Source organism: Thalassospira sp. CA1 (assembly GCF_059052855.1).
Genome location: NZ_JBZCIA010000003.1, coordinates 103094 through 130005 on the forward strand (window position 1 = coordinate 103094; position 26912 = coordinate 130005).

At 55.5% G+C, this 26912-nt stretch carries 26 protein-coding genes and 1 pseudogene; 11 read left to right on the forward strand and 16 right to left on the reverse strand.

Annotation, left to right across the window (positions count from 1 at the left end; translation table 11 throughout):
* Nucleotides 1-55 precede the first annotated feature (55 nt).
* Nucleotides 56-457 carry a hypothetical protein gene (locus tag AC5Q5A_RS07295; RefSeq protein WP_493894822.1) on the forward strand — a complete coding sequence of 134 codons (402 nt, stop codon included), beginning with the start codon at nt 56-58 and terminating at the stop codon, nt 455-457.
* 4 nt (nt 458-461) lie between these two features.
* Here AC5Q5A_RS07295 and AC5Q5A_RS07300 read toward each other — a convergent pair whose 3' ends face one another.
* From AC5Q5A_RS07300 to AC5Q5A_RS07315, 4 genes are all read right to left on the reverse strand, one after another.
* On the reverse strand, nt 462-1016 hold the full coding sequence (locus AC5Q5A_RS07300) for a prolyl hydroxylase family protein (RefSeq protein WP_008891630.1): 555 nt from the start codon (nt 1014-1016) through the stop codon (nt 462-464).
* Nucleotides 1017-1158: 142 nt separating this feature from the next.
* Nucleotides 1159-1809 carry an ATP-binding cassette domain-containing protein gene (locus AC5Q5A_RS07305; RefSeq protein ID WP_493894823.1) on the reverse strand — a complete coding sequence of 217 codons (651 nt, stop codon included), beginning with the start codon at nt 1807-1809 and terminating at the stop codon, nt 1159-1161.
* 12 nt (nt 1810-1821) lie between these two features.
* On the reverse strand, nt 1822-3507 hold the full coding sequence (locus AC5Q5A_RS07310) for an ABC transporter permease (protein WP_493894824.1): 1686 nt from the start codon (nt 3505-3507) through the stop codon (nt 1822-1824).
* Nucleotides 3508-3513: 6 nt separating this feature from the next.
* Nucleotides 3514-4743: an ABC transporter substrate-binding protein gene (locus AC5Q5A_RS07315; RefSeq protein ID WP_493894825.1), complete on the reverse strand. Its 1230-nt coding sequence runs from the start codon at nt 4741-4743 to the stop codon at nt 3514-3516.
* Between the two features lie 207 nt (nt 4744-4950).
* On the opposite strand from AC5Q5A_RS07315, the gene AC5Q5A_RS07320 reads away from it, so the two are divergent.
* Together AC5Q5A_RS07320 and AC5Q5A_RS07325 are read left to right on the forward strand one after the other, a co-directional pair.
* Nucleotides 4951-5685 (forward strand): TerC family protein, encoded by a 735-nt coding sequence (locus AC5Q5A_RS07320; protein ID WP_063087458.1) that lies wholly within the window; start codon nt 4951-4953, stop codon nt 5683-5685.
* The gene (locus AC5Q5A_RS07325) at nt 5685-6164 is read left to right on the forward strand and encodes a YbaK/EbsC family protein (protein WP_493894826.1); all 480 of its coding nucleotides are present in this window, start codon (nt 5685-5687) and stop codon (nt 6162-6164) included. Before AC5Q5A_RS07320 ends, AC5Q5A_RS07325 begins: the two co-directional genes overlap by 1 nt.
* A 12-nt stretch (nt 6165-6176) precedes the next feature.
* Here AC5Q5A_RS07325 and AC5Q5A_RS07330 read toward each other — a convergent pair whose 3' ends face one another.
* Both AC5Q5A_RS07330 and fliI read right to left on the reverse strand, forming a co-directional pair.
* Nucleotides 6177-6605 carry a flagellar FliJ family protein gene (locus AC5Q5A_RS07330; protein WP_197146856.1) on the reverse strand — a complete coding sequence of 143 codons (429 nt, stop codon included), beginning with the start codon at nt 6603-6605 and terminating at the stop codon, nt 6177-6179.
* Between the two features lie 23 nt (nt 6606-6628).
* The gene (gene fliI, locus AC5Q5A_RS07335; RefSeq protein WP_493894827.1) at nt 6629-8218 is read right to left on the reverse strand and encodes a flagellar protein export ATPase FliI; all 1590 of its coding nucleotides are present in this window, start codon (nt 8216-8218) and stop codon (nt 6629-6631) included.
* Between the two features lie 405 nt (nt 8219-8623).
* Between fliI and ctrA the strand changes: the two genes are divergently transcribed.
* Complete coding sequence (ctrA, locus tag AC5Q5A_RS07340; protein ID WP_008891622.1) at nt 8624-9319, forward strand: response regulator transcription factor CtrA; 696 nt, start codon at nt 8624-8626, stop codon at nt 9317-9319.
* 100 nt (nt 9320-9419) lie between these two features.
* Here ctrA and AC5Q5A_RS07345 read toward each other — a convergent pair whose 3' ends face one another.
* From AC5Q5A_RS07345 to AC5Q5A_RS07375, 7 genes and pseudogenes are all read right to left on the reverse strand, one after another.
* The gene (locus AC5Q5A_RS07345; RefSeq protein WP_493894828.1) at nt 9420-10067 is read right to left on the reverse strand and encodes a methyltransferase family protein; all 648 of its coding nucleotides are present in this window, start codon (nt 10065-10067) and stop codon (nt 9420-9422) included.
* A gap of 609 nt (nt 10068-10676) precedes the next feature.
* Nucleotides 10677-11489, reverse strand: a pseudogene (locus tag AC5Q5A_RS07350) (CheR family methyltransferase); the annotation flags it as partial.
* Nucleotides 11490-11498: 9 nt separating this feature from the next.
* Nucleotides 11499-13160: a chemotaxis protein CheB gene (locus tag AC5Q5A_RS07355; RefSeq protein WP_493894829.1), complete on the reverse strand. Its 1662-nt coding sequence runs from the start codon at nt 13158-13160 to the stop codon at nt 11499-11501.
* A 68-nt stretch (nt 13161-13228) separates the two neighbouring features.
* Complete coding sequence (locus AC5Q5A_RS07360; protein WP_008891618.1) at nt 13229-13594, reverse strand: response regulator; 366 nt, start codon at nt 13592-13594, stop codon at nt 13229-13231.
* A gap of 82 nt (nt 13595-13676) precedes the next feature.
* Complete coding sequence (locus tag AC5Q5A_RS07365) at nt 13677-14183, reverse strand: chemotaxis protein CheW (RefSeq protein WP_008891617.1); 507 nt, start codon at nt 14181-14183, stop codon at nt 13677-13679.
* Between the two features lie 16 nt (nt 14184-14199).
* Nucleotides 14200-16905, reverse strand: a complete 2706-nt coding sequence (locus AC5Q5A_RS07370) for a hybrid sensor histidine kinase/response regulator (RefSeq protein ID WP_120225452.1) — start codon at nt 16903-16905, stop codon at nt 14200-14202.
* A gap of 142 nt (nt 16906-17047) precedes the next feature.
* A complete protein-coding gene (locus tag AC5Q5A_RS07375) occupies nt 17048-17653 on the reverse strand; it encodes a histidine phosphotransferase family protein (protein ID WP_063087440.1) in 606 nt (201 codons plus the stop codon).
* Between the two features lie 294 nt (nt 17654-17947).
* Between AC5Q5A_RS07375 and AC5Q5A_RS07380 the strand changes: the two genes are divergently transcribed.
* The 3 genes from AC5Q5A_RS07380 to moaA all read left to right on the forward strand — a co-directional run bounded on the left by AC5Q5A_RS07380 (nt 17948) and on the right by moaA (nt 20324).
* A complete protein-coding gene (locus AC5Q5A_RS07380; protein ID WP_008891614.1) occupies nt 17948-18133 on the forward strand; it encodes a DUF3553 domain-containing protein in 186 nt (61 codons plus the stop codon).
* Between the two features lie 156 nt (nt 18134-18289).
* Nucleotides 18290-19102, forward strand: a complete 813-nt coding sequence (locus AC5Q5A_RS07385; protein WP_008891613.1) for a hypothetical protein — start codon at nt 18290-18292, stop codon at nt 19100-19102.
* Between the two features lie 223 nt (nt 19103-19325).
* Nucleotides 19326-20324, forward strand: coding sequence for a GTP 3',8-cyclase MoaA (moaA, locus tag AC5Q5A_RS07390; protein WP_493894830.1), 999 nt, complete (start codon nt 19326-19328; stop codon nt 20322-20324).
* A 12-nt stretch (nt 20325-20336) separates the two neighbouring features.
* Here the strand turns inward: moaA and AC5Q5A_RS07395 are convergent, their stop codons facing one another.
* From AC5Q5A_RS07395 to AC5Q5A_RS07405, 3 genes are read right to left on the reverse strand one after another with little or no spacing between them, the layout of a single operon-like run.
* Nucleotides 20337-21386 carry a hypothetical protein gene (locus AC5Q5A_RS07395; RefSeq protein ID WP_493894831.1) on the reverse strand — a complete coding sequence of 350 codons (1050 nt, stop codon included), beginning with the start codon at nt 21384-21386 and terminating at the stop codon, nt 20337-20339.
* 51 nt (nt 21387-21437) lie between these two features.
* Nucleotides 21438-21893, reverse strand: a complete 456-nt coding sequence (locus tag AC5Q5A_RS07400) for a GIY-YIG nuclease family protein (protein ID WP_493894832.1) — start codon at nt 21891-21893, stop codon at nt 21438-21440.
* Nucleotides 21890-22384, reverse strand: coding sequence for a glyoxalase superfamily protein (locus tag AC5Q5A_RS07405; RefSeq protein ID WP_064782097.1), 495 nt, complete (start codon nt 22382-22384; stop codon nt 21890-21892). Before AC5Q5A_RS07405 ends, AC5Q5A_RS07400 begins: the two co-directional genes overlap by 4 nt.
* Before the next feature lie 333 nt (nt 22385-22717).
* On the opposite strand from AC5Q5A_RS07405, the gene AC5Q5A_RS07410 reads away from it, so the two are divergent.
* The 4 genes from AC5Q5A_RS07410 (at nt 22718) to AC5Q5A_RS07425 (ending at nt 26851) form a co-directional block, all read left to right on the forward strand.
* The gene (locus AC5Q5A_RS07410) at nt 22718-22951 is read left to right on the forward strand and encodes a BolA family protein (RefSeq protein WP_008891609.1); all 234 of its coding nucleotides are present in this window, start codon (nt 22718-22720) and stop codon (nt 22949-22951) included.
* Nucleotides 22952-23123: 172 nt separating this feature from the next.
* Nucleotides 23124-24032, forward strand: a complete 909-nt coding sequence (gene rarD, locus AC5Q5A_RS07415; protein WP_493894833.1) for an EamA family transporter RarD — start codon at nt 23124-23126, stop codon at nt 24030-24032.
* Nucleotides 24033-24123: 91 nt separating this feature from the next.
* Nucleotides 24124-24459 (forward strand): Grx4 family monothiol glutaredoxin, encoded by a 336-nt coding sequence (gene grxD / locus AC5Q5A_RS07420; RefSeq protein ID WP_044827586.1) that lies wholly within the window; start codon nt 24124-24126, stop codon nt 24457-24459.
* Between the two features lie 193 nt (nt 24460-24652).
* On the forward strand, nt 24653-26851 hold the full coding sequence (locus AC5Q5A_RS07425; protein WP_493894834.1) for a mechanosensitive ion channel family protein: 2199 nt from the start codon (nt 24653-24655) through the stop codon (nt 26849-26851).
* Nucleotides 26852-26912 lie beyond the last annotated feature (61 nt).

Here is a 26912-nt window from a genome sequence, read left to right on the forward strand (position 1 = left end):
GCCTTGGGCGCAGACGTATCCTAGAATTCATCCCTTATGACAACGGTTGGAAGCCATGCTTGAGATTTATCAGCGCCGTAATCTGATCCAGACAGAGCCGAACCCGGGCACAAGGATTGATTATGTCGTTACCCTGCAAAGCAATCTGACCGGTGCCAAGGATGTCTTTCCGGCACGCATGACGCTGCGTTATGTGCCCGACCGCCTGATCCTTAAAACCAATAATCTGGCGGAATATTACGCAGAAATCGCCAGTATCGAGTTCGAGAATTTCGAAGCCGCCGCCGTTTTGTTGATGGATGATTTCAACAACGAACTGGTTCCGCGCTGGATCAGCCTGCGTCTGGACAAACAGACGGCCGATAACGATCAGGTCTTCCACCACGAAACCGCCCTTGAAGACCGTCAACCCAAATGGGGCAACCCGCGCCTTCTGGATCGGCTGGAACGTTACTGAGCAATCAGCGGAACGGGTTCCCGTGCACCCATTGGGTCAGGGAATATCGCAGACCCGCCGTGGTCGGTGCCACGCGGTGCAAAACAAAGCTCGGAAAGAAGATCGCTGATCCCCGCGCCATCGGTGCATCAATAAAATGCCCGGCCGGGTTAAGCTGCAATTGTCCGCCTTCATACTGGTCCGGTTCGGAAAGCTGGATCACCATCGTCAGTTTGCGACGGCGCGCAACGTCTGATGCACCGACATCACTGTGCCAGTCATAATGGCCGCGCAAATCCCCGGCATAGCAGGCAATCTGGGCATCCTCGGCGAACTCGGTCAGGGAAAAGTCAAAGACGTTGCGATTGACCTCGGCAACCAGATCGACAATCCGCCGACAGACAACCGGTTCCTGTTCTTCGTTAAACCAGGTGATTTTGGATCGGCGAATATGGGTCGCGGCCTGCCCCTGTACGAGGCCACCTTCATCCATCTCGTGGGCAAAGCCATTGATCAGACGGTCACAGGTCGCCGGATCAAGCGCATCCGGGACAATTGCAAACATTTCTTCAGGGAACATTTACGACACTCTCCAGGCCGCACGGGCCTTTTGATTTAACGTCTGGGGCCCAAGATCATTCTTTGCGACAAGATGCTCTTAAGACCAATCATCGCGCGATACCAGAAAATTCAAAACATGTCACCGATCCATGTTCGTGTATCTAGCCACGCAGTTCAATCACCCTACCACCGGCGGCTGCACCGTCTTCGGGGTCATGGGTTACCATCAGGGTCGGCAGGCTGTTCTTGCGGCACAGGTCAAACACAAACGACCTGATCTGGGATCGAAGACCGCTATCGAGTTTTGAAAATGGCTCATCAAGCAACAAGGCACAAGGTTCTGACAACAGAACCCGCATCAGAGCCACCCGCGCGCGCTGCCCGCCCGACAGTGTTGCCGGATCACGATCATAAAACCCATCCATCTCTGCACTGCCAAGTGCCGCCTCAACCCGCGCACGCCGGGCCGCACGCCCCTTGATATGCGCGGGCACCGCAAAGGCCAGATTTCCACCCACCGAAAGATGGGGAAACAGCAAGTCATCCTGAAACAGAATGCCGACATGACGGTCTTGTGGTGCCAGCCCATCAAGCACCCTGCCATCAAGAACCACCTGACCGGTCACCTCAAACGCATCGGGCAAGGTGCCACAGATATGCCCAAGCAAACTCGATTTTCCCGAACCGCTGGGCCCCATCAGGGTCACGATCTCGCCCGGCGCAATGGTCAGATCGACTGCAACCAGTTCACACCCGTCAAGGTTCACCCGCACATCACGCAATTCCAGACCGTTTTTGGCTGCTTCAGGCATGTATCATCCTTATCATCCTTTGTTCTGCGCACCCATGCCGCGCCGGTGACGGAATAAAACCGCCGGGATCAGCAAAGCCAGGGCAAACCCGGCAAACGGTAAAACCATCTGAAACAGGCCATAAATCCCGATCATCCGACGATCCCCGCCCGAGGCCAATGCAACCGCCTCGGTGGTGACGGTGGCAAAGCGCCCTGCCCCGATCAGAAGTGTCGGCAAATACTGCCCGACCGTGACGGCAAGCCCGACGGCGGCGGCGGTTAAAACCGCACGGGTCAGCAGCGGCAAGCGCACCTGCCAGAACGCCCGCGTGGGCGACGCGCCAAGACAAAGGGCCGTTTGTCCATAACGCGGATCAAGGGCACGAAACGGTTCCGACAGGGATAAAAACACATAGGGTGCAACAAACACCAGATGCCCAAGAACAACCGAGACCAAGGTGCGTTCCAGCCCAAGCAGGCTAAAGAACACCTGCAAACCAAACATGAAGCTGATTTGCGGCACCAGAAGCGGCAAATAAATCAAAAACATCGCCCGCCGCCCAGCAACCTTACCGGTGCGTACCTCGTTCTCAAGACACGCCAGAACCAGTGTTACGGCAATCACAACCGCTGGGATACCGATCAGAAGGGTGGTGGTCAGGCTATTACCAATTGCATCAAGTTCCCGCGCCCAGAGACGCAGCGAGAAACCACGCGGCAAAAGATCGGGAAACGCCCAGAACCCGGCGACACTCCAGACCAGCAAAACAACAAGCCCAAGAACCACCGTCCCGGCCGCGACCAGCGCCATCATCGCCGACACCCCCCGCACAGCGCCATCTTCCTTGAACCGGTTGCCATCAACAGCCCAGCGGGCACCAACCAAGGCAACAAGCCGCTCGCCCGCAATCCAGATTGCCACGGCCGCGATCACGATCAGCAATTGCAGCACGGCCGCACTTGATGCCATGAACCGCAAGGCAAGATCGGGATCGGACAACCATCCCAGAATACGCACCGCAAGCGGGGCCGGTGTTGTCGGGGCCAGAATGATCGCCACATCAACAACCGACGTCGAATAGGCCAGAACCGCCAGAACCGGCAAACGGATCTGCGGATAGATGCGTGGCAATGTTGCCTTGAACCATCCCGCAATCCTGCCATAGCCAAGACTTGCCGTGACCTGTGCGGCGCGATCTGTGTCTGCTTGTGGCAGGGCCGAAAGCGTCATCAGAAACAGAAACGGGATTTCCTTGGCAACCAGTCCGGCAATCAGGGCGATGCCCCACGGGTCATGGATAATCGCAACATCCGGGGGCCGATCCCAACCGGTAAATTGGGCCACCACCCGAACAAACCAGCCCGATGGCGCAATCAAAAATGCCAAACCAAACGCCGCCGTCGCATGCGGTACCGACAGGATCGGCGAGAGGATCCGTTGCAGGGCGTGAAAAGTGCGCGTGCCCTGCCATGCGGCACAAAACAGCATGACAATCGCAACCGAGACAAAGGTTGCGATCAATCCATTAACCAATGAAAGCCGGATCGAGGCGCCTAACCCCGGTTGCGCCATCAAAGCCTGCCATGGATCAAGGCTGGGCGTTGTGCCCCCAAGGGCGGGCAATATCCCGAACGCAGGCAAGATCGTCCCGATCAGTCCGGCAGAAACCGGGCCAATCATCAGAACAATCGTCAGGATCGGGATAAATCGCAGCATGCGCGATTATTGCACAACGCCGTAACGCTTCTGCCATTCTGTTTCGACAAGCGACATCCAGCTTGGATGCGGTTCGGGCAAGACGGTGCCGCGCTCAGCGGGCGCAAGCGATGCGATGCCAAGATCAAGATTGGCAAACGCTTCCTGCATGTCTTTGGGAAGTTTATCCATCGCCAGAACCGTGTCCGCGCCCCAATATTGCGGATCCTGTTTGCGCAATTGCGCTTCGGGTGACATCAGGAAGTCTGCCAGTACAACTGCGCCTGCCTTGGCCGATGCGTTATAGGGGATGGCGACAAAGTTGGTATTGCCAAGGGTGCCGTTCTCAAACACGTAGGAGCGCACGGTATCAGGAAGTTCGAACGCCTCGATCGCCGATGACACTTCGCCAGAACTGAATGAAAAGGCGATATCGACCTCGTTATCGGCCAAAAGGGTGCGCATCGATGCCCCGTTCTGCGGATAGGCCTGACCATCGCGCCACAAAAGCGGCTGCAAGTCTTCAAGATAACCCCAAAGCGGTGCCAGGGTCGCCTCGGCATCGGTTTCATCAGCGGGCTGTTGCAAAACTTTCGGATCTTCGACCAGTTCGGTCAGAATCTGTTTAAGGAAGGTCGAGCCCATATAGTTTGGCGGCTGCGGATAGGTAAAGCGCCCCGGATGTTTCACCAGCCATTCCAGCAATTGCTGGGCGGATTTCGGAACGGTATCAAGCTTGGCTGTGTCGTAATAGAAACTGACCTGCGCCATGCCCCACGGCGCTTCAAGCCCGTCGGTCGGCACGGTGAAATCATTGATCACGGTTGGTTTGCCTTCGACATCGACATAGGCAAAGTTTGGCGTCTGTTCTGCCCATGGCCCGAACAAAAGATCATTGCGCTTCATCGCCGCAAAGTTTTCGCCGTTAATCCAGATCATGTCGACCGCACCGCCATCATCGACACCGGCGGTCTTTTCCGACAGAACACGGGTAACGGCATCGGCGGTGTCGGTCAGCTTGACTTGGACCACCTCGACGCCATAGCGTTCGCGCACCTGTTCACCGGCCCAGGCGATGTAATCATTAATGCGTGGCTCCCCGCCCCATGCATGCCAGTAAACGGTCTGGCCACGGGCCTGATCCAGAACCGATTGCCAGTTTCCGACATCCGGTGCCGGGTCTGCAAAGGCAGGCGTCGACAACGTCGTCGTCGCAAGCCCCATTGCCAGCGCCAAAGCAGAAACGAAAGTGCGCATTTTTGATCGCATCTCGGACAATCCTTTTACCTGATGACCCAAAGCCCTTCCCGCATGCCGGGTGTGACTGTTTGATTGGTTTTGTACCCCTCAGTTTTTCAACAGACGGCACATAAAATCAATTCACGCTTGCGTTAGGGGTCTATCAAACACACTTTGTCTGCAACACGTTGTTCGCTTTTTGCGCCCCTGTTTAGGAAGTTTTCGATGTTTGAATGGATGAGTGATCCCAACATGTGGATGGGCCTTGCCACCCTGACCGCGCTCGAAATTGTGCTGGGCATCGACAACATCGTTTTCCTGTCGGTGATTGTCTCGAAACTTCCGCAAAACCAACAGGCATCGGCACGCCGCATCGGTCTTTTGGCGGCAATGGGCATGCGGCTGGGGCTTTTGGCGGGTATCGCCTGGGTCATGCAACTGACCTCGCCGCTTTTCGCAGCTTTTGGGCAGGAAATCAGCGGCCGCGATATGATCCTTATTTTTGGTGGTCTGTTCCTGATTGCCAAAGCGTCCAAGGAAATTCATCACACAATTGACGAGCCCGAAGAACACGGCCCGGGCAAAATCATGTCGAGCTTTGCCATGACCATCGTGCAGATCATGTTGCTCGATATGATTTTCTCGCTCGATAGCGTCATCACTGCGGTTGGTCTGGTCGATCATATTTCGATCATGGTGATCGCGGTCATCGCATCGGTACTGGTGATGCTGATGGCGGCCAAGACCATTGGCGACTTTGTCGAACAAAATCCCTCTGTCAAAATGTTAGCGCTATCATTCCTTATTCTGGTAGGATTTGTGCTGCTGCTTGACGGGGTCGAAATACATGTACCGAAAGGCTACATCTATTTTGCAATGGCCTTTAGCCTGTCGGTCGAGACGCTCAATCTTCTGAACCATAAACGTAAACTCAAACGTCGTGCGCAAGAGAATGGCTGATGAAAAAAGTTGATCCGCCGCTATGTCTGGCAAACGCCTTCATGGAACGCGAACTTGAAAACGTCGACGTATTTGAGTTTCCCGAAGGCACACGCACAGCCGCCGACGCTGCAAACGCCATTGGCTGCGATATCAGCGATATCGGAAAATCACTGGTCTTTATGACCGAGGCATCCCGCCCCGTGCTGATAATCATGAATGGTGCCGATCAGGTCGATCTCGACAAGGTCGCCGCCCTGCTGCGTTTATCCGTCCGCAAGGCCGATGCAACCGAGGTCCGCGAACATACGGGCTACGCCATTGGCGGCGTTCCACCCTTTGGTCACGCCAAACCTGTGGAAACGCTGATTGATAAAAAGATTCTGGCAAAGAAAACCGTCTGGCTTGCCGCCGGGACGCCCAAAACAGTGTTTGAGCTTAAAACCAGCGACCTCAAGCGCGTAACGGGTATTGAAACCGGCGTTAATATCGCCGTTTAACTATCCCGAAAATCACATAAGCCCGTCATCGCGTGTCGCCGAACGCATGCCGATTTCGTCAAGTTCGTCTTGTTCTTTCTTGTCTTCTTCGGCGCGTTCGGCCTCAAGCCGATTACGTTCGGCAATTTCGGCCGTTTTAAATTCCTTGAAGGCATCGGCGACTTCATCGCGAAATACGTCGATCTTTTCTTCCTGTTCGGCAATCATTTTTTCGATTGCCTCACGCTCCGCGATCACTGCGGTGGCAAATCCGCCATAGGCAAAGCCGGCAAGTTCCGGATTTTCGGCCGCGATCTTTTGTTCGGCCAGCACCGCTTGTTCGAGGGCCTCTTTTTCCGCCTCAAGATTTCCCAGCACACCAAGCATCTCGCCCAATTGACGCTGCTTTTCATCAAGCGCCCATTTGCGCATGCGCACCAGTGTTTTGAAATCCTTGGCCATGGGTTACCCCCTAGGGTCCGCGATCATTGCGATCCATTCCCCGATGCGTCGTTCCCGCCTTCGCTCAGCGCACGCTTGGCCGCGTTCAGGTCCTGCCCGTCACGTTGTGACCGGCTGTTAACCTTGGGCCCGCGATTGATCTTGGGCCCGATTGACGGCGGTGGTGCCGGGCGGGGGGCTGGCATTTCCGGCCCTCCTGCGGGCTGTTGCGGCTTGGCACTTCCCGCTTGCCGCGCCTGTCCCCCCGGTTGTCCTTGGGCATGGGCAGGCTGTTCGGGTTGCTCGGCCAGCATGTCGAGGCGCCGGGCCAATTCCAGATATCCCTCATTGAGGCGCGTGCATTCCGTCTTGCGCTGTTTAAGGAATTCCTCGATCAGCGGGAAGTAATGAATGGCCTCGTCGACCTTGGGATCAGTTCCCTTGCGATAGGCGCCAAGGCGGATCAGTTCCGCCATATCATCGTAGGTTGCCAGAAGCTGACGCGCACGGGCAACGATCTGGTTTTCTTCCTCGTTATTACAGCCCGGCATGGTACGCGACACACTGCGCAGGATATTGATCGCCGGATAACGGCCTTGCTCGGCAATCGCACGGTCCAGTACCACGTGCCCATCCAGAATACCGCGCACCGCATCCGAAATCGGTTCGTTGTGGTCATCGCCATCAACCAGAACCGTAAACAGCCCGGTGATCGATCCCTGCCCCGGACCGCCGGGACCCGCACGTTCCAAAAGACGCGGCAATTCGGCAAAGACGGTTGGCGTATAGCCCTTTGACGCCGGCGGTTCACCCACCGAAAGGCTGATTTCACGCTGCGCCATGGCAAAGCGGGTCACGGAATCCATCATGCACAGCACATCGCGCCCGACATCGCGGAAATATTCCGAAAGCGCCATGGTCATATAGGCCGCCTGGCGGCGCATCAGTGGTGGTTCATCCGATGTCGCCACGACGACAACCGAACGACGCAGGCCTTCTTCGCCCAGATCATCTTCGATGAATTCGCGCGCTTCGCGGCCACGTTCGCCAATCAGCCCCACCACCGACACATCCGATGTCGTATGGCGCGTCATCATCGACAGCAAACTTGATTTACCAACACCCGACCCGGCAAAGATGCCCATACGTTGCCCGCGACAACAGGTCAAAAACGTGTTCATCGCCCGAACGCCAAGGTCGATCTTGCCTGCCACACGTTGGCGCGAATGGGCGGATGGTGGCATGTTACGGATTGGATAAGGACGGTTGCCCTCAGACAGCGGGCCTTTGCCATCCACCGGCTCGCCAAACGCATTGACCACACGGCCCAGCCAGCTTTCATCGGGATAGACTTGCGGTTGGGTATCGCCAAGTTCGACTTCGCAGCCGATCCCGATCCCGTCCAGAATACCAAACGGCATCAAAAGGGCGCGTTCATTGCGAAAACCGACAACCTCGCAAATCACGGTTTTGCCATCGCGGCGTTTGACCTTGCAGCGGTCGCCAACCGACAACGCACCTTCAACCCCGCCAATCTCGACCAGAAGGCCCAGAACTGCTGTCACCCGGCCAACCACGCGATAGTCGGGAATACGGCGGAGTTCTGCGACGATATTGCGGCCAATCTGAAACACGGGCGGTTCTTTTCAGCGAAAATGGTACAAACAACTCTTGTAACACGGAAATTTGCCCCGCCGAACGGTTACAGGGGTGGCAAATCGTACCGCGTCGTACCAAATATATAGTCATAATCGGTATTAAAAAGCCGTGTAGACGATTAAATCGATTTTTTTTCGTTGCATAAGGCTTTTGGAATTAACACCGCAAACCGTTGGGAAAACTTGCGTTCCGTCCCCGAGTCGCTTCTTTGAACGAAAAAAAGTTAACAAGTTGCGACTCGCCTGCTTGCCACGAGTCGCAAAGCAACGTATCGTTAACCGAATGGGGAAAATTTCCCAAAGGCCGGCAATCGTTGGGGCGCTTGTCGATCTACCGGATCAACACGGACTTATTGCGGAACACGGTAACGGAGCAGAGACATGCGGGTGCTGCTTGTTGAGGATGACAACACCTATGCTGACAGCATCGAATTGATGCTTAAGTCTGAGGGCATGGTGATTGACACTACCGACCTTGGGGAAGATGGTCTCGAGATCGGCAAGCTTTACGATTATGACATTATTCTTCTGGACCTTATGCTGCCAGATATTGACGGCTACGAGGTCCTGAGACGTTTGCGCGACGCACGCGTCGAAACACCGGTCCTGATCCTGTCGGGTCTGACCGAAACCGAAGACAAGGTCAAAGGCCTTGGCTTTGGCGCAGATGATTATCTGACCAAGCCTTTCGAGAAAACCGAACTTCTGGCACGTGTGCAGGCAATTGTTCGCCGTTCACGCGGCCATGCCCAGTCGATGATTTCGACCGGTAAGCTCAACGTCAACCTGGATGCACGCACCGTCGATGTCGATGGCAAACCGCTGCATCTGACCGGCAAGGAATATGGCATTCTGGAACTGCTGTCGCTGCGCAAGGGCACGACACTGACCAAGGAAATGTTCCTCAACCACCTTTATGGCGGCATGGACGAGCCGGAACTCAAGATCATTGACGTCTTTGTCTGCAAACTGCGCAAGAAAATCCAGTCTGCGACCAAGGGCGACAATTATATCCATACGGTTTGGGGCCGGGGCTATGTCCTGCGCGATCCCGACACCAACAGCGCTGCGGCCTGATTTTCGGGAACTTGGTATCAGGCATGCCTGATACCGCCCCAACAGTTGCCGCTATACGAAAAACGCCCCGGAGATGAACCGGGGCGTTTTTCGTTTCCGATCACGGCAAATAGATAAGCGGATCAACAAGGCCGCTGATCTGCAACCGATCAATCAGTTCGAAAATCGGGATCACCATTAGAAAGACCAGCCCGTCGCGCAATGTGCGCCACAAAAGATGCGGACGAACTTCAAGGATCTCGGCATCTCGCCAGGCACCAAACCGGGGGCCAAAGCGCGGCACGCGCGCCTTGTAATCTTCAAACGATGCGCCAAAAAGTGTCTCGAGCGCCCTTTCTTCGCGCAGGATCACCGGCAAGAACACACCAAACGCCGCCCCCCCGAACAACAGGGCAATCAAAAGGCTTCCGGTTTGCGCGCCAATGCCAATCGCGCCGATGAAGCTGAACATATAAAGCGGATTGCGGCTGATGGAATAGGGGCCGGTATCGGTCAGATCGCGCGCCTTGCGCCCGCCGATATAGAGCGTGCACCAGGCCCGCCCGAAAATGGCAATCAGGTTCAGGACGATCCCGCCGGTCTCGACCGTTTCATGGGTAAACATCTCCACCTGCGCCAGCGACTGCATGAGTGGAAGCGCACACAGCACCAACAGCGCAATGCCTGCAATGGCAAGCTTGCGACGGCGCTGGACACGGCGAAGGTCCTGACGCGGTGTGGCGATCGTGTTTGATGGATTTGAGGTCATTGGCCTTCCCGACTTTCAGTTCAACAGAACAGTCGGCAAGAAACCAACTGTCAGCTACTTCTTGTCGTCCGGTTTGCCAAAGCGGGACCGATCAAAGGTCGTGGACGGGCGCGTGGTTCCGCTGGAACCGCTTGTATTGCTGCTGCCTGTCCCTGGCCGTTGTGTCGCACCGCCTGTGCCTGCACCGGTTCCGGTGCCAAGCGGGCGGCGATAGGTCGAACCAGTGGTATCGGTTGTTCCCGGACGTGTGGTTGAACCTGTACCAGTCGAACCTGACGGTCTGCTGAATGCGCTGCCTGTTGTGCCTGATCCCGTGCTGCCGGTTCCGGTTGTTCCCGGGCGGGTGGTTGACGGGGTGGTGCCAAGTGGCCGCTGGGTCGACGTGGTGCCAAAACCTGAACCTGCGGGGCGGGTTGTTGCCGTCCCTGCTGTTCCGGTTGCTCCGGTCGTCCCGACTGCCGGGCGGGCCGTTGTACCGGTCGTGCCCGCGGCACCGGTTTGCATATGTTTGGGCTTCTGGAAGGCCAAGCCCCCGGGTGCAGCAGCACCGGCCGCACTTGCAGCCCCCGCCTGAGCCTTTTCAAGCGCGGTCAGATCGACTTCCGGCGCACCCGGACGGTTCAGCTGATAAATGCCACGTTGACGCGCAAGCGGTTTGAACTTGTCGGAAATGCCAAGAACCGTCTCTGCCCCGCCAAGGAACAGGAAACCATCATCTGGCATCAGGGCGGAAACACGCGAAAGAACGTCACTTTTGGTCGGCTGATCGAAATAGATCAGCACGTTACGGCAATAGACGACATCAAACTGCCCAAGCGGACGGAAATCTTCCAGAAGGTTGAATTCCTTGTACTGAACCTTGGACCGGATATCGGCCGAGATTTGCCACTGGTCTTCCTTCTTCTGGAAGTATTTGACCAGAAGGCCGATCGGAAGGCCCCTTTGGACTTCGAACTGCGAATACAGGCCTGCACGCGCCTTGGTCAGGATCTCGCGCGAGATATCCGTCCCGACAATATCGATCCGCCAGCCAGCGAGCTGCGACTTGAATTCATCAAGGATCATTGCCAGCGAATAGGGTTCCTGCCCGGATGAGGCGGCGGCACACCAGATGCGCAGATGTTTTTTCGACGCACGTGTCTTGATCATGTGCGGCAGGACAACATGGCGGAACTGGTCAAACGGTTTGGTATCGCGGAAGAAGAAACTTTCATTGGTCGTCATCGCATCAACGACTTCTTCGACCAGATTGCGGTCGCCACCGCGCAGCGTACCGATCAGCTCTGTCAGGTCCTTGAGACCCCGTTTGCGTGCAATCGGCATCAACCGGCTTTCGAGCAGATAAGTCTTGTCCTGGCTCAGAACGAGCCCGGACTTTGACTTGATCAATCTGCTTACAAACTCGAAGTCATCCGGCTTCATCATTGTGGGTTAACGACCCCCCGCGAATTTTTTGATATAGGCCGCAATCCCACCTACCGGCAAAACCGCAGAACAGATACCGGCATGCGCCGCAGCGCCCGGCATCCCCCATACAACGCTACTCTGCTCGTCCTGTGCCACGACCATGCCCCCCGCATTGACCACGTCACGTCCACCAAGCATACCATCCTGCCCCATTCCGGTAAGTATTGCAGTCAGAATGTTTCCTCCGTAACTCGCGACCAGACTGCGCAACATCGGATCGACCGACGGACGACAGAAATTCTCGGGCGGGTTCTGATTTAACTTCAGATGCCGACTGGCACCACGCCCCTCTACAGTCATGTGGTAATCACCGGGGGCAAGATAAACCTGTCCACCAACAATTGGCATATTGTTTTGTGCTTCCTGACATTTAAGCCCGGTCAGACGGGTGATGTGCTCGGCCAGAATGGTGGTAAAGGTGGCGGGCATATGCTGGGTAATGAAGATCGGCTGACGCACGCCATTCAGGCCGCGCAACACCTCAAACAAGGCCTGCGGCCCACCGGTGGAGCTGCCAATCGCAATGGCTTCGACAGTGATGCGTTTTTCCGGCAACAGCGTGACACCGCCGCGTGCGGACTGGCGTTTTGCCGGGGCGGGTGCACTTGCCGAACGAACCTGCTGGGCGCGCGCACTTTTTTGCGGCGCGGGTGCGGTTGGCCGTTTGGCCGGCGGTGCCGTTCTTGCGCTGGGTGCTGCTGTAGCGGGACGTTCCGGCATTTTGGGCACGGTTTTGCCCTGCCCGCCTGCGGCAATGGCCGCATCGCGAATAAGTCTGCCCGGATCGCGTGACGGTGTCGTCGAACGCGCAGCACCACCCGCCAGGTTGGCAGCCGGTTTTGCCGCCTGTGTTCCGGCCTCCGGCGATGCCGGTGTGGCCGGTTGCGGCTTTGGCGCCGGTTGCTGCGGCATCGGCGTCTGACGCATCTGCGTTGGCTGCGGGCGGTGTTGCTGCATCGGGCGGGGGCGCAATTCGGCGGTAAATCGTTTGCGCTGGATCCGGCCTTGTTTGTGAAGCTGCTGATGTTCGACCGACATTTCCGCCCGGAAAGCAGCCGCCTTGCCGCCAGAAGCCGCGTCATCGGGCTCGGATGCCTCGGCATCGGGCGCAGCTGATTTTTCTTCCGGTTCCGGTTCGGGGGCGGCTTGTGCAGCGGCCGCTTCTGCCGCGCCAGCTTCTTCGACCTCGAGCATCTTGCGACGCTGTTCAGCCCAGGCTTTCACCTTGTCGAGAAGTTCTTCGCGGAACCCCTCGCCGACATTCAGGTCTTTTGACGAGCTTGGCTTGGGGATGTAATCCACTGCCCCCAGCGTCATCGCCTGGAAACTGATATCGGCATTTCGTTTGGTGAGTGTGGACGCCATGATCACGCGGACTGTCGGATCAATCTCCAACAGTTTCGGCAAGGCCGTCAAACCATCCATCACCGGCATTTCGATATCAAGAACAACGGCTTCGATGCCGCCTTTTTCCATGACTGCCAGTGCTTCTTCGCCATTGCTGACCGATCCGACGACTTCGATTTCGGCGTCTTCGGTCATCATACGTGTAACAAGTCCGCGCACGATGGCGGAATCATCCACGATCAGGACTTTGTATGGCGAATGGATGGGCGTTTCTTCCACGTGGTAGCGTCCCCGCTTGATGATGGAGATCGGATCTTGAAGGCTTACAGGTTCGTGAGCACCCCGGCCTAGATCAGGCCGACCTGCTCGAACTTGGCCTGGATGATCTCGCTATCGAACGGCTTCATGATGTATTCGTTCGCGCCAGCGGTGATGGCTTCCTGAATGTGTTCAAGGTCGTTTTCAGTTGTACAGAACACAACAACAGGATCATCGCCACCAGGCGTTGCACGCAGTTCACGCAGGAACTCGATCCCGCTTTTGACGGGCATGTTCCAATCAAGCAGAACCGCGTCGGGCATGGACTCAAGGCACTTGTCGAGTGCCTCCTGACCGTCCACTGCCTCTACAACCGCAAACCCGATTTCCTCGAGAATGCGTCTTGCTACCATCCGGATGACTTTCGAATCATCGACGACGAGACAACTCTTCATCGACTTCCTTCTCGCTTACTTAGGTCGTTAAGCCACAATGGCAGGAACCGGGCACATTGCGTGCCCGGCATGGGAAATCAGGTTAACCGGCCTGCTTGATCGAAGACGTGAAATCAAGCAGACGGGTCACGTCGAGAATCACCAGAAGCTTCTTGTCGAGACGGAAAATACCGTCCGAAAATTCGCGCCAGCGCGGATCAAGCGTTGCCGGGTTCTGTTCGAACGCCTTTTTCGGAACGCTCAGAACCTCGCCCACCTGATCGACCATCAGGCTGTAAAGCTCGCCACCTTCATCGACAACGATGCTCATGCCCGGCTCATCGTCTTCGCGGTCACGCAGACCAAGACGTTTGCGGACATCAATCGCGGTCACGATACGACCACGAAGGTTCAACGATCCGGCCACTTCCGGCGGTGAAAGCGGGATACGGGTAATGCGTTGCGGCCCCAGGACATCCTGAACGGTCAGGACAGGGATACCGAAAAGCTGCTTGCCAATATTCGCGGTCACGAAATCCTGGCTGTCACCACCAAGTTCAAGGGCGCCGCCTTTTTCCTGGCTCGGGACGAGTGCGTTTTTATCGCTCATAGGACTGTTCTCCCGCTTACATGCTGCTCAGTGTCTGGATCAGGGTCGAGACAAGCGCATCGCGATCAAATTTGGCCACATAGTCGCTGAAACCGACCTGACGACCGCGTTCGAAGTCTTCCTCTTTGGTGTGCGAAGACAGGGCAATAATCGGAATTTCACCCCATTCTGCATCATCCTGAAGCGCTTCGGCAAATTCAAAGCCGTTCATGCCCGGCATTTCGATGTCACTGATGATCGCATCGAACAGAACACCACGGTTTTTAAGGTCCATGGCCTGTTCTGCATTTTCGACCGCAGTAACATTGAAACCGGCAACCGACAGCATCGGCGTCAGCAGGTTACGGAAGAACGGGCTGTCATCGATCAGAAGAACACGCTTCTTCTCGCCGCCGTTATCCTCGGTGCCGAACCAGTCGCTGAAGGCCAGTTCAAGGTAGTAACCGGCATCAATAAGGTCGGTCGCCTTGCCGTCAATCACGGCCGAACCAACCAGACCATCCTGATCCGCAGTCAGTTCAACATTCAGCACGTCATCAACAATATCGACGATCTCGTCGACAACCAGACCCATGGTGCGTTCACGATCCTGGAACACAAGGGTCGGCTGGCGGCCTTCTGACTTCATCTGGTAGCTACCGTCGATAAAGACAAGAGGCATAAGCTTGCCGCGGTACTGGACCAGCGGACGGCCATTCGAATGTTCGATATTCTCGACATCGATTTCTTCAAGGCGGGCAACAAGCGCCAGCGGAACCGCACGCACTTCGCTGCCACCGGCCCGGAAGACCAGCATGGATGTGGTTTCGCGATCCGATGCATCGGCCTTGGCCTTGCCTTCGACACCTTGCGAGCCACCAACGGTGATTTCGCCGGTGCGGGTGGCAATGCCGTTCGGATCAAGGATCATGATCACGCTACCGTCGCCAAGGATGGTGTTACCCGAGAACAGCGACAGATCGCGCAGGATCGGGGCCACCGGTTTAACAACGATTTCCTCGGTGTCGAAGACGCGGTCAACGATGATACCGAACGAATAGGTACCGACCTGTGCAACCACGATGAATGCTTCTTCATCAACCGCATCGTCGCTTTCCTGAGTGGTATCAAGACCAAGAATTTTCTTGAGCGTGACCAGCGGCAGCAGACGGTTACGCAGGCGCAGGACCGGCGTATCGTGAATGCGTTCGATGGAATGTTCGGAATTGTTCGACGCGCGAACAAGTTCCAGAACGCTGATCTGCGGAATGGCAAAGCGTTCGCCGCCACTTTCCACGATCAGGGCCGACACAATCGCCAGCGTCAGCGGAATCTTGATGATGAAGGTCGACCCGCGGCCTTCGACCGATTTCAGTTCGACCGTACCACCGATCTTTTCGATGTTGGTACGCACAACGTCCATACCCACACCACGACCGGAAACCGAAGTCACTTTTTCCGCGGTCGAGAAACCGGCTTTGAAGATGAACTGCTGAATCTGCTGTTCACCCATGCCTTCAAGCTCGCTTTCGGTCGCAAGACCGTTGGCAATCGCCTTCGCCTTGATCCGCTCAAGGTTCAGACCGCGACCGTCATCGGAAATCTCGATGATGATGTGACCACCTTCGTGATACGCGTTCAGCGTGACCGTACCGGTTTCAGGCTTGCCTGCATCGCGGCGGCCCGGAATATCTTCCAGACCATGGTCAGCAGAGTTACGCACCATGTGGGTCAGCGGGTCCTTGATCAGTTCAAGAACCTGACGGTCCAGTTCGGTGTCTGCACCGATCATTTGCAGATCGATTTTCTTGTTCATCTCAAGGGCAAGGTCGCGAACGATACGCGGCAGTTTTGCCCATGCGTTGCCGATCGGCTGCATACGGGTCTTCATCACACCTTCCTGAAGGTCGGTCGTGATGTGCGACAGGCGCTGCAACGGCACGGTGAATTCACTGTCATCCTTGCCACGAACCATCTGCAAAAGCTGGTTACGGGTCAGGACGAGTTCGGAAACCAGGGTCATCAGGTTTTCAAGCAGCTCGACATTCACACGAATGGTCTGGGCTGCAACCGAGCTTTCCTTGGCTTCTGCGCGCGGTGCCTCTGCCTTTGGCTTTTCGGCAGCCTTTTTGGCCGGCGCAACTTCCTGGGATTTCGCAGCAGCGGGCGGAGCAGCCGGTTTTGCCGGTGCTTCAGGCTCCGGCTCAGCGGCCGCAGCCGGTTCGTCAGGAACTTCGAAATCGGGATCGTATTCTGCGGCGTCAAAAGCAGCCTGCAGTTTTTCGTCATCCGTCATCGGAACTTCTTCGTCGGCTTCTTCTGCTGCCGGGGCTGCAGCAGCAGCCGGCGCACCACCCGGAATTTGGCCGGTATCGGCAAAGTGGTTCAGACGACCAATCAGGTCAGCATCATTTCCGTCCGGCTCGGCTTCGTTCTGTTCGAGCTCGCCCAGCAGGTACTTAATGGTATCAATCGACTCAAGAACAAGCGTCACGGCATCAGGTGTCACCACCAGTTCGCCGTCACGGATTTTACCGAGTACGTTCTCGCCAGCGTGGGCAACAGCCTCAAGGCGCGGCAGGCCAAGGAAGCCGCAAGTGCCCTTAATGGTGTGAACCAAGCGGAAAATATTGGACAAGATGTCCGGATCATTCGGGTTCTGTTCCAGCTTCACCAGTTCGACGTCAAGCGTCGACAGGCTTTCAGAAGTCTCGGTCAGAAATTCACTTAAAAGATCGTCCATATACCCCCTCCAAATCTCCAACAATCAATAGCTTGTCGGAACTGGAACTCCCATTAAAGCGCCAAATGGCGCAAACGTACTATACTTCGGTATCTTAGGTAGAAGCTATTGCACGCCATTACCAGACCTGCCGGTCAAATTTTTATCCATAGATCAATGCAATATTTCCGTCCTGTTGCAAGACCGAAAGCACTCCACCCCCGAGTTTAGCCAGTTTCCGCAAGAAAAACGCCTGAACATTGCGCGGATCGAGTGCATCAGTAGAAACTTCTTTTTCCAATACATTCATGATTTCAGGGCGCAAGGCAGCGCGTTTGCCTTCGCCCAGAACCGTTACTTTACCGGAGTCGCGCATAACCGAAAGCGTTCCACCGAACGGCAAAGCTTCACGGGCAAGCATAACCATGTTCAATACGATTCGCCCGTGAGATGGATCAATCGGAAGATCCGGCCAATCAAGTGCGACCTTCCCCTCGGCCGCATAAGTCTGTTTTGCCGCTTCACGCATCGCGGCGGTATCGGCACTGCTGCCCGCACGCCCGAAGGCCAACCGGAACAATTGCAAACGACGTGCGGCCTCAAGACCGCTTTTGCGCATGAGTGCCAGCGCCTCATCGTCGCTAACCCCGTCTTCCCCCATCAGTTCTGCCCCGGCATTGACCGCCCCGACCGGACCGACAAGATCATGACAGATCCGCGAACTGATCAGTTCGATCAAGGTCAGTTCAAGGGTGGCATCCTCTTCCATAGCGCGGGCTCTCCAAGGTCTTTGCGTATCTCCACAACATCATGCCCCAAGACACGATGCGCTTCCCGAATGGTCCGTTCTGATCAAACAGGTCACTCGCAGAAGCCACAAGATTGCCGCCGATATATTAAGAGCTTATTTAGCACGCTCGAAAATCAGGCTTTTCCGACCCGGCAAATTTTGCCGCTTTGCGATATCGGCCCCGATATCGGGGCCGCAACACGCAGCCGCAAATTGCGCGACCTCGGCAAACGACCTATATTGAAGCCAGCAACACAGGATACAGAGCACCCAATGGATTTCTTGCTGACGCCAGGCGCCATCGTGCGTCATCCCAATCAACCGGACTGGGGACTGGGCCGCATTCAGGCCGTTGACGGAGATCGAATCGCTGTCAATTTCGAAGAGGCCGGTCGCCAGATCATCCGCCAGCGCTATGTCGTTCTGGAAATTGTCGAAGCCGCGGCGGGCTACGAATAGGTGCCCTTCCTGCAACCGGTCCTTGAAGGCAACGCTTGGCACATGGATTGCTCGGATCGAATTGTTAATCAATTCACCATACAAGATGGACTCTATCATACACTCGATAGATGAACCTGACACGAGCACAACAGTCTTAAAAAGGTTTCGAAGCCCATGATCGCAGCCAATAAACCACCGCGTGACAGCTTTAAACAGCGCCACCACGTCGCGGCCTTTACCGTGCTGGAACAATTTGCCCAGGGTCTTGTTCATGTTGCCCGCAACCATGGCGGTTCCGTTACCGAAGAACAGATCCTGAAATCGCTCAATAGCCTGCGCGACAACGAAGATTTGTTCGACAATGCATGGGCGATCCTTGAAAGCGACCTCGAAGCGATCAAGACCCGCGAACATGCAGCCCTGCGCCACGATCCGTTCGGGCGTCTGCTGGTCTCGCGCTTTGATCATCTGCTTGAAGGCAACGCAGCCGGCGATATCGAACACGGTGCTCTGTCACGCACCATCCTGCAGCCTTTCTTCAAGGTCATCCGCATGATGGTCGGCATGGACATGCTTCAGGAAATTGATCGTGAAATTCACGAAATCATCGAAGCCCACGCCAATGATGATGACGAGTTGCGCAATCCCTCCGAATACTGGGATCATCTTGCCAAAACCCCGGAAGTCCGATCGCGGATCAATCTGGTGTTTGCCCGTATGGCGCTGCATTTCAGCAACTATGAACACCGCAAGAAATGGCTGATCCAGCTCGTCAATGACAACATGGTCCACGGCGAAGAACGTTGGGAATTCACCGAAACCCACTGCATCCGCCTGCTTGATGCGCTGTTTGCCGATGTGCGCAAAACGCTTGCCGTGCCGGAACATTCCGCCGAACTGGTCGCGCGGATGGGCCGCGAAAACGTCGCCACCCTGCGCGAAGTGGTCAAATGCATTGATGCCGACGTCGCGAAATTATCAAAGTGATCGTCGACCTGTGGGCACCCGTTACCTGACGGTTACCCCTTAACGAACGAATATTATGAGCTGCGATCTGTTATCGGATTGTGGCTCATATCGTTTTCACCTGACGTAAAGGTGAACACCACAGATCGAAACAGACTGGTCAAAACCCCGTCTGCTGTGCCACAGTCGCCTCACAACGATTGCAAAAAGCCCGGAAACTCAACAACACCGTTGAAACGCCACCATGACCAAACCGCTGATCGACAAATATGGCAGACATGTCTCTTACCTGCGCGTTTCGGTAACCGATCGCTGCGATTTCCGCTGCACCTATTGCATGGCGGAAAACATGACCTTCCTGCCGAAATCCGATGTTCTGTCGCTTGAAGAACTCGATCAGCTTTGCACGGCTTTCATCACGCGCGGTGTGCGCAAACTGCGCCTGACCGGCGGTGAACCGCTGGTCCGTCGTGGCATCATGGATCTGATCGCCAATCTGTCGCGCCATCTTAAAACCGGCGCGCTCGATGAACTGACCATGACCACCAATGGCAGCCAGCTTGCCACCTATGCCGATGATCTGGCGCGCCTGGGTGTGAAGCGACTTAACATCTCGCTTGATAGTCTGGATTCCCAGAAATTCACCGAAATCACCCGCCGTGGTCGCCTTGAACAGGTGCTGGCCGGGCTTGAGGCCGCCAAACAGGCCGGCATTTCGATCAAGATCAATACGGTCGCGCTTCGCAATTTCAACGAAGACGAAATGTCACGCCTTGTCTCCTGGTGCGGGAAGGAGGGCTTTGATCTTTGCCTGATCGAAACCATGCCGCTTGGCGATATTGATGGCGACCGGACCGACCAATACCTGCCGCTGACTGCTGTGCGCGAAAGGTTGGAGCAGGAATACACCCTGATCCCGTCCGAATATGTCACCCCGGGCCCGGCCCGCTATACCACCGTGGCTGAAACCGGCGGACGTCTTGGCTTCATCACGCCGCTCACCCATAATTTCTGCGAAGGTTGCAACCGCGTACGTGTGACTTGCACCGGTACGCTTTACATGTGCCTGGGCCAGGAAGACCACGTTGACCTGCGCGCCGCCCTTCGGACCGGCGACCCGCGCGCCCTTGATCAGATGCTGGATGCCGCCATGGACCTCAAACCCAAGGGCCATGATTTTGTGATTGACCGCAAAGGCCAGAAACCGGCTGTTGGTCGGCATATGAGTATGACCGGGGGCTAATACTCTCTCGTCTCATGTCGTCAACGTTCGCCAATACGACTTGAGTAAGTCAGAGCATTTCATGTCGTTGCGAACTGTTATATCGATAGCATTTTGGTTAATTTTCGCCCGCCGCAGTAGCGACCAAATATCTTTGTGGATCACCTCTGTGTCTGCTTCAGAAATACCATAGGTTGTTCCGAGAACTTCGATTTTGTTTTTCGCGGGGCCAAACGCCAGCAGGTCCAAATTCTGTCGGTGAAACGCAAAACCCAAAAACACTATTCTCTCAGCGTTTGACAACAATTGGCGGAGCGAATTCAGTTCTTCGTCGGAATTCACTTGTTCTGTGAACGTTCGCAACTGATGACAAAGCTCGAACATATCTAAATGATCGGGCAGCTCACCGAATGGCAGTGTTCTTTGATTGGGTCGATCAAATATTGATCCAAGTACTCCATAGGGATGAATTATCGGTACTTTTGCGACAACTCCTGCAGCCTGATCACGTTCAACACCGTAGTATGCTCTCAGCGCATACTCTAAGAATTGCTCGATACAACGATCATAGTTAAATGAGATAAACCCAACGTTCTGAAACACATCGGAAATCTCATCTTTAGAAATACCCTCACTAGCCATTCGGAAAAGCGAAGCTATCCAAGTATCAGAAACTCGTTCCAAATTAATGGCGTTGATGTTCTGGATGTGCTCCGAATACAGATTGGACCGGCGCTCCGCTTCTAAAATGGACTGAAAAATAGCTAGCTTACCTATGCGCTCAATCGCCAAATTTCCCCGATGGGCATCAATAAAATTATCGATGCTTATGGCCAACGGTAATCCTCTACAAATCGCTTCAGCCGCACGAAAATATTCAGCCTGAGAAAACCCATCTGTTTCATTCGCCATTTGCTTAATCTGTAAGGCAAGCGTGATATCCCCAGTCTCGGGCATTGGGCGATGATTAAAGCTAAATCGCAGTTTTCCTGAGATTATATCCTTGAGGCTAACACCAAGAGGCAAACCAAATTCGTAGCTTGCTCCTGCTCCAACGACAAAGACGGTTTTTCTTTTAAACACATCCTTTTCCTGACTGACAACCAACCAACTCTCAACATGCAACTGAAAATGTTACACCTTAGGCAGTTTTGTAAAAAGCGCTGAGATGTCATCATCCTGTGTGATGACTAAGTGTGACGCGCAGTCGATGCAATCACTGCTACCAAATCCGGGCACAGGAACCTGTGTATCTGGCTCGTTTAGAGCAGCGCGTAATTCACACTCATCCCCACCCGGCACCACCAGCACCGAAACAACCTGGCCGGCCCCGTTTGAGGTCAGTTCATCGACATGCCAATGGGGTTTCTTGGTCGCCTTGCAGTGGCGCTTGACGCGCGCGGCAATGCCGCCGGGGCCATTGGCGGAGCCGCAATAGAGGTAGGTGCCTTTGGCAAGAGTGATCCCGGCAAACCGTTTGTTTTGAAGTGTCAGGTCAGCTTCGAGTTCGATCACCAGAACGTAGGCTCCGGCAACTTTGGGAAGCTGCCGGAGGGTTTGGTCATTTATCTCTGGGAAGAACGTGCTCACGCGTCCGGGGACTCTCGCAGCAACAGATCAATCGAAAGTCCCGGTCCGGCCATCCCGTTGGTCAGCACTGGTTCGCAATGCTCGTTGATCCGCGACGCGATGCGTTGGCGAAAGCCACTAAAGCGTTTTGATTCCACGACATCGACCGGTTCATCAAGATGCACTTCGACCCGAAACACACCCGGTGTCGGGGTCGCCGTGACGCTTCGGATCAAGCCGGTGACGGCATGACCAAGGTAGGATCCGGCAAACCGTTTGCCGATGCCAAGATCGGACACACTGGTCGGGATATTGCGCCGTGCCATGGCAACGGCGGTGTTCCAGTCGCGAAAACCGTGGCTTTGCGCCAGCAGTTCCAGCGAACCGGTATGCGAGATCGAGACATCACGCGCCGCCAGGGCTTTGCGCAGGCGTTTTGCCTGTGCCTTGAATTGCTCGGTCGCGTCCGTTTCAATGTCGGCACGGCTGATATTGAGCGTATTGGAAGTCATAAATCGTCTCCACGCAGGAGGCCGGGGGTCCGCATTGCCGGGCCGTATCCTGATCGGGAAACGGGTCCGAAAAATTCATTCCACGCACTTTACCAAAGGCATAAACCTTGCGGACGGCAGGGGTGCGCACCCCGTAAAAAGCGTGTTAGCCCAATCTCGGGCTAAAAACAAGGTTTTCGCATTGCCTGATATTGCGCACTTATAGCCTGACATCGGCGGATGGCGCGCCTTTCTCAAAAATTGACAGCCCCCGTGACAACAACATATACCAGTGAAAACACGTCATATCGGCGGTCCCGAATATGCGCCGATCAACCATAAGGAATATGCGCCATGGCCATGGAAGCCTATGAAATCGAAAGCATGATCAAGGAAGCCCTTCCCGATGCACAGGTCCGCATCGAGGATTTGCGCGGCGATGGCGATCATTATGCTGCGATTGTCGTCTCCGAACAGTTCCGCGGCAAAACCCGCGTGGTTCAGCACCAGATGGTCTATTCCGCCCTTAAGGGCAAAATGGGCGGCGATCTGCATGCGCTGGCCCTGCAGACCTCTGCGCCGGAATAAGGTCACCCAAGATAAAGCTTTGGCAAAGCACCTCGCCACCACGAACCGCTTCGCCAGACCGAACTCAGGGGCCGTTTGCCTTCGGCCCCTGTTGCCTTTCCGATCGAACTGAGCTGGTCCGAAGACTTAAGCGGCCGGTCACAGCCCCATTCACTGACCACGGCTTGAAATTATGTCTTCTCAAGAAAAACCGGCACTGATCGGCCCCGGCCCCCTCGCCGGGCTTGGCGCCTTCATCTTCTGGGGGTTTTTCGGCCTGTATTTCAAACAGGTCGCTTTTGCCACCCCGCTTGAAATCCTGTCGCACCGCATTGTGTGGTCAGCACTTCTCACACTTCTGCTGGTGTTTTTTCTGGGTCGGCGCAAGAAACTGCTTGAACTGATTTCATCAGCGCGCACCGTCGGGCTTTTGTTTCTTTCAAGCCTTCTGGTTGCCGGGAACTGGTTGCTTTACATCTGGGCTGTCAATAATGCCCATGCCCTCGAAGCAAGCCTTGGCTATTACATCATGCCGCTGATCATGCTGATCCTGGGCCGCATTTTCTTTGCCGAAAAGCTCAACCGCATTCAGATCATCTCCGTTCTGATCTGCGCGGCCGGGGTTCTGAACCTTCTGGTTTTTTATGGCAATATGCCCTGGGTCGCCGTCGGGCTTTCGACCTTGTTTGGCTTTTACGGTGTGATTCGCAAATTCGTCCCGGCCGACCCGATCGCCGGACTTTTTGTTGAATGTATTCTTCTGACCCCGTTTGCCTTGGGCTATCTAGGCTGGCTGACCTATCAGGGTGACATGACCTTCGGGCAAATCGGGCGGGTCGAAGATGCGCTTTTGATCGGGCTTGGGGTCTGCACGACAGCCCCGCTGGTGTTGTTTGCCTTTGCGGCGCGCAACATGAAATTTTCGGCCCTTGGGTTGATGCAATATCTCAACCCGACCATCCAGTTCTTTGTCGCGGTTCTGATTTTCGGCGAGATCTTTACCGAGGCCCACATGATCACCTATGCGCTGGTGTGGTTCGGCCTGGGTATTTTCACCTGGGATAACCTGCGTACCGCGCGGCAAAATCGCGCCAAGAGTTGACAGAACCGCAGGTTCCAGCCATATCTTCGCCCATAAAAGTTTAACCTGAATTCGCGGCCCGAACAGGGCCCCCAAGCCAAGGACAATCATCATGACCGACAATCCGGTATTCGAACGCATCCAGAAAGACGTCAATGACAATGACGTCGTCCTGTTCATGAAGGGTACCGCAATGTTCCCGCAGTGCGGCTTCTCTGCCGCTGTTGTTCAGGTCCTGGCCGAGCTTGGCGTTCAGTTCAAGGATATCAACGTTCTGGTCGACCCGGCGATCCGTCAGGGCATCAAGGACTTCTCTAACTGGCCGACCATTCCGCAGCTTTACGTCAAGGGCGAGTTCCTTGGTGGTTGCGACATCGTGCGTGAAATGGCCGCCAGCGGCGAGCTGTCCCAGCACCTTAAAGACAAGGGCGTTGCCGTTGCCGCCTAAGGCGCGACAAACAAGTCCAATCAAAACGCGCTGCGCAGGTTTTCTGCCAGCGCGTTTTTTGTGCCCGGACTTCCGCCAAACTCGCCAAATGCGATCATATCCCGCGCGCGACAAAACTATTTCTTGATGGTTTGTCCGCTATTCCCCATCTTTAGGGCAAGCTGAAATTTGCGCCACAGGGGAAGTCACAGGCATGAAACCGGCAATCAAAACAATGGCATGTTTTGCGATCTGGCTATTTGCAATCTGGTTTGCCTTGCCCATCCCGCCCACAGCAGCACAGATGGCGGCCGTTACCGCCCTAAGCGGCTCAGAAGACGGATCAGCCCCCGCCACAGAACTTCCCGAAGACGGCGTGATTGCCGAAACCTTCAGCTATTATGGCTTCCTCGAAGAAGGTGTCACCCGCACCCAGGCCCGCATTGCCGAAACCATGTCCGGCCTTGATGCCTTCCCCGCAGAACTCGATGCCACACGCGCCTTGCTGTCGACCGATTTTGGCCAGACCGGCCTGATGCGCATTTTGCTGTTTACCGTCATTTTCGTTGGTGTCGGTATCCTGGCCGAGGTGATCTATCGCCGTCTTTCGGCACCGGCATGTGCCTATCTTGAATCGCAAAGCCCCCGGAAGTTTTCGGAACGCCTTAAACACATGGTCGGGCTTTGTGTGCTTTCGCTGTTTTCGCTGCTTGTCTTTGCCATCGGATCGCTTGGCGCGTTTATGATGTTTGACTGGCCGCCCATCATGAAATCGGCCGTAATGTCGCTTCTGATGGCGTTCTTTGCCCTGCGTGTCCTGATCATCGTGCTGCAATTCCTGTTTGCGCCCAAGGCCGAAGGCCTTCGCATGATAAATGTCGATCCGCAGGCCGCAACCGTTCTGACCAAACGCCTGACCTGGGCAGCGGGGATATCATTGTTTGCCTTTGCCTTGGCAAAGGTGTTCGGTGCCGCGCCGACCATGGTTGCGGGCGATATCATCCTGTTTGATGCGGCTGTGGTGATTTCCGTTATCGCCTTTTGCGCGGTCACGCTTTCAATCGGCCGGTTCTTTGCCAGCCATGCGGCAAGTGCCGAGGTCGAGAAGATGGCCCTGCCAACATCCATCGCCCGTCTGTGGCCGATGATTGTCTGTGGCTGGTTCATTCTGGTGGGCGGGGTTGCAATCATTGGGGCCGAACGCATCCTTAAGGCACTGCTTGCCATCGGGCTTGCTTGCCTGTTTGACGTGGTGTTTCGCAACATCATCGAAAGCCAGCATCGCAAGAAACTGCAAGTGGCCGAACAGGAAGCCGCCGAACACAATGCCCGGGCAGAGGCGGCTGCGCATGAACATGACGAAGTGTTTGAACCGGTAAAGCCCAAGGCACCTGTTTTTACCAAGGTGCTTAAACGCGGTGTGCGGCTTCTGGCACTGGTGTTTGTGCTGGCAAGTATCTGGCGCATCTGGGGCTTTGACCGGTTGGCTCAGGCCGATGATGCCGGAATCATTGCCCGGATCATTGATAGCTCGACCGAAATCATCATGATCCTTCTGATCGCCGATCTGATCTGGTCGCTGATCAAGACTTTCCTTGATGAACGCATGAGCGCATCAGCAACGGGCAATGCTGGTGATGAGGGCGGTGGCACCGGGCTTTCACGGGTCGAAACCCTTTTGCCGCTTTTGAAAAACTTTGCGCTGACCGTGATTGTCATCATGGTGGCGATGGTGACCCTGTCCTCATTGGGCGTTGATATCGGGCCGCTGATTGCCGGTGCCGGTGTTGTCGGCCTTGCCCTTGGCTTTGGCAGTCAGGCGCTGGTGCGCGATGTGGTGGCGGGTGTGTTCTTCCTGTTGGATGATGCGTTCCGGCTTGGCGAATATATCGAAGTCGACAATCTGCGTGGCCGGGTCGAAAATATCTCCATCCGGTCCATGCAGCTGCGCCATCACCGTGGCCCGCTTCAGACCGTCCCGTTTGGCGAGATCAAATCCATCGTCAACCACAGCCGAGATTGGGTGATCGTCAAACTGGAATTCCGTGTGCCGTTTGAAACCGACGTCAACAAGATCAAGAAACTGGTCAAGAAACTGGCGGCCGAACTTCTGGAAGATCCGCTGATTGGCGACAGCTTCATCGAACCACTGAAATCCCAGGGCGTGCGCCGGATGGAAGAATTCAACATGGTGATCGGGCTGAAATACACCTCAAAACCCGGCGAACAATTCACCATCCGCAAAACCGTCTATCAGCGGGTTCTGGCGATGTTCAAGGAAAACGGCATCCAGATGGCCTCGCGCAACGTCAAGGTCGATGTACCGCCCGATGCCACCCCCGAACAAAAACAGGAAGCGGTTGCCGCCGCCGCCCAACAGGCATCCGAGCAACTGAACAAACCGCCCGCCTGAGGACGTTGCCCAAAACGCAGACAAACAAAAACGCCCGCTGTTTCCAGCGGGCGTCTTCGTA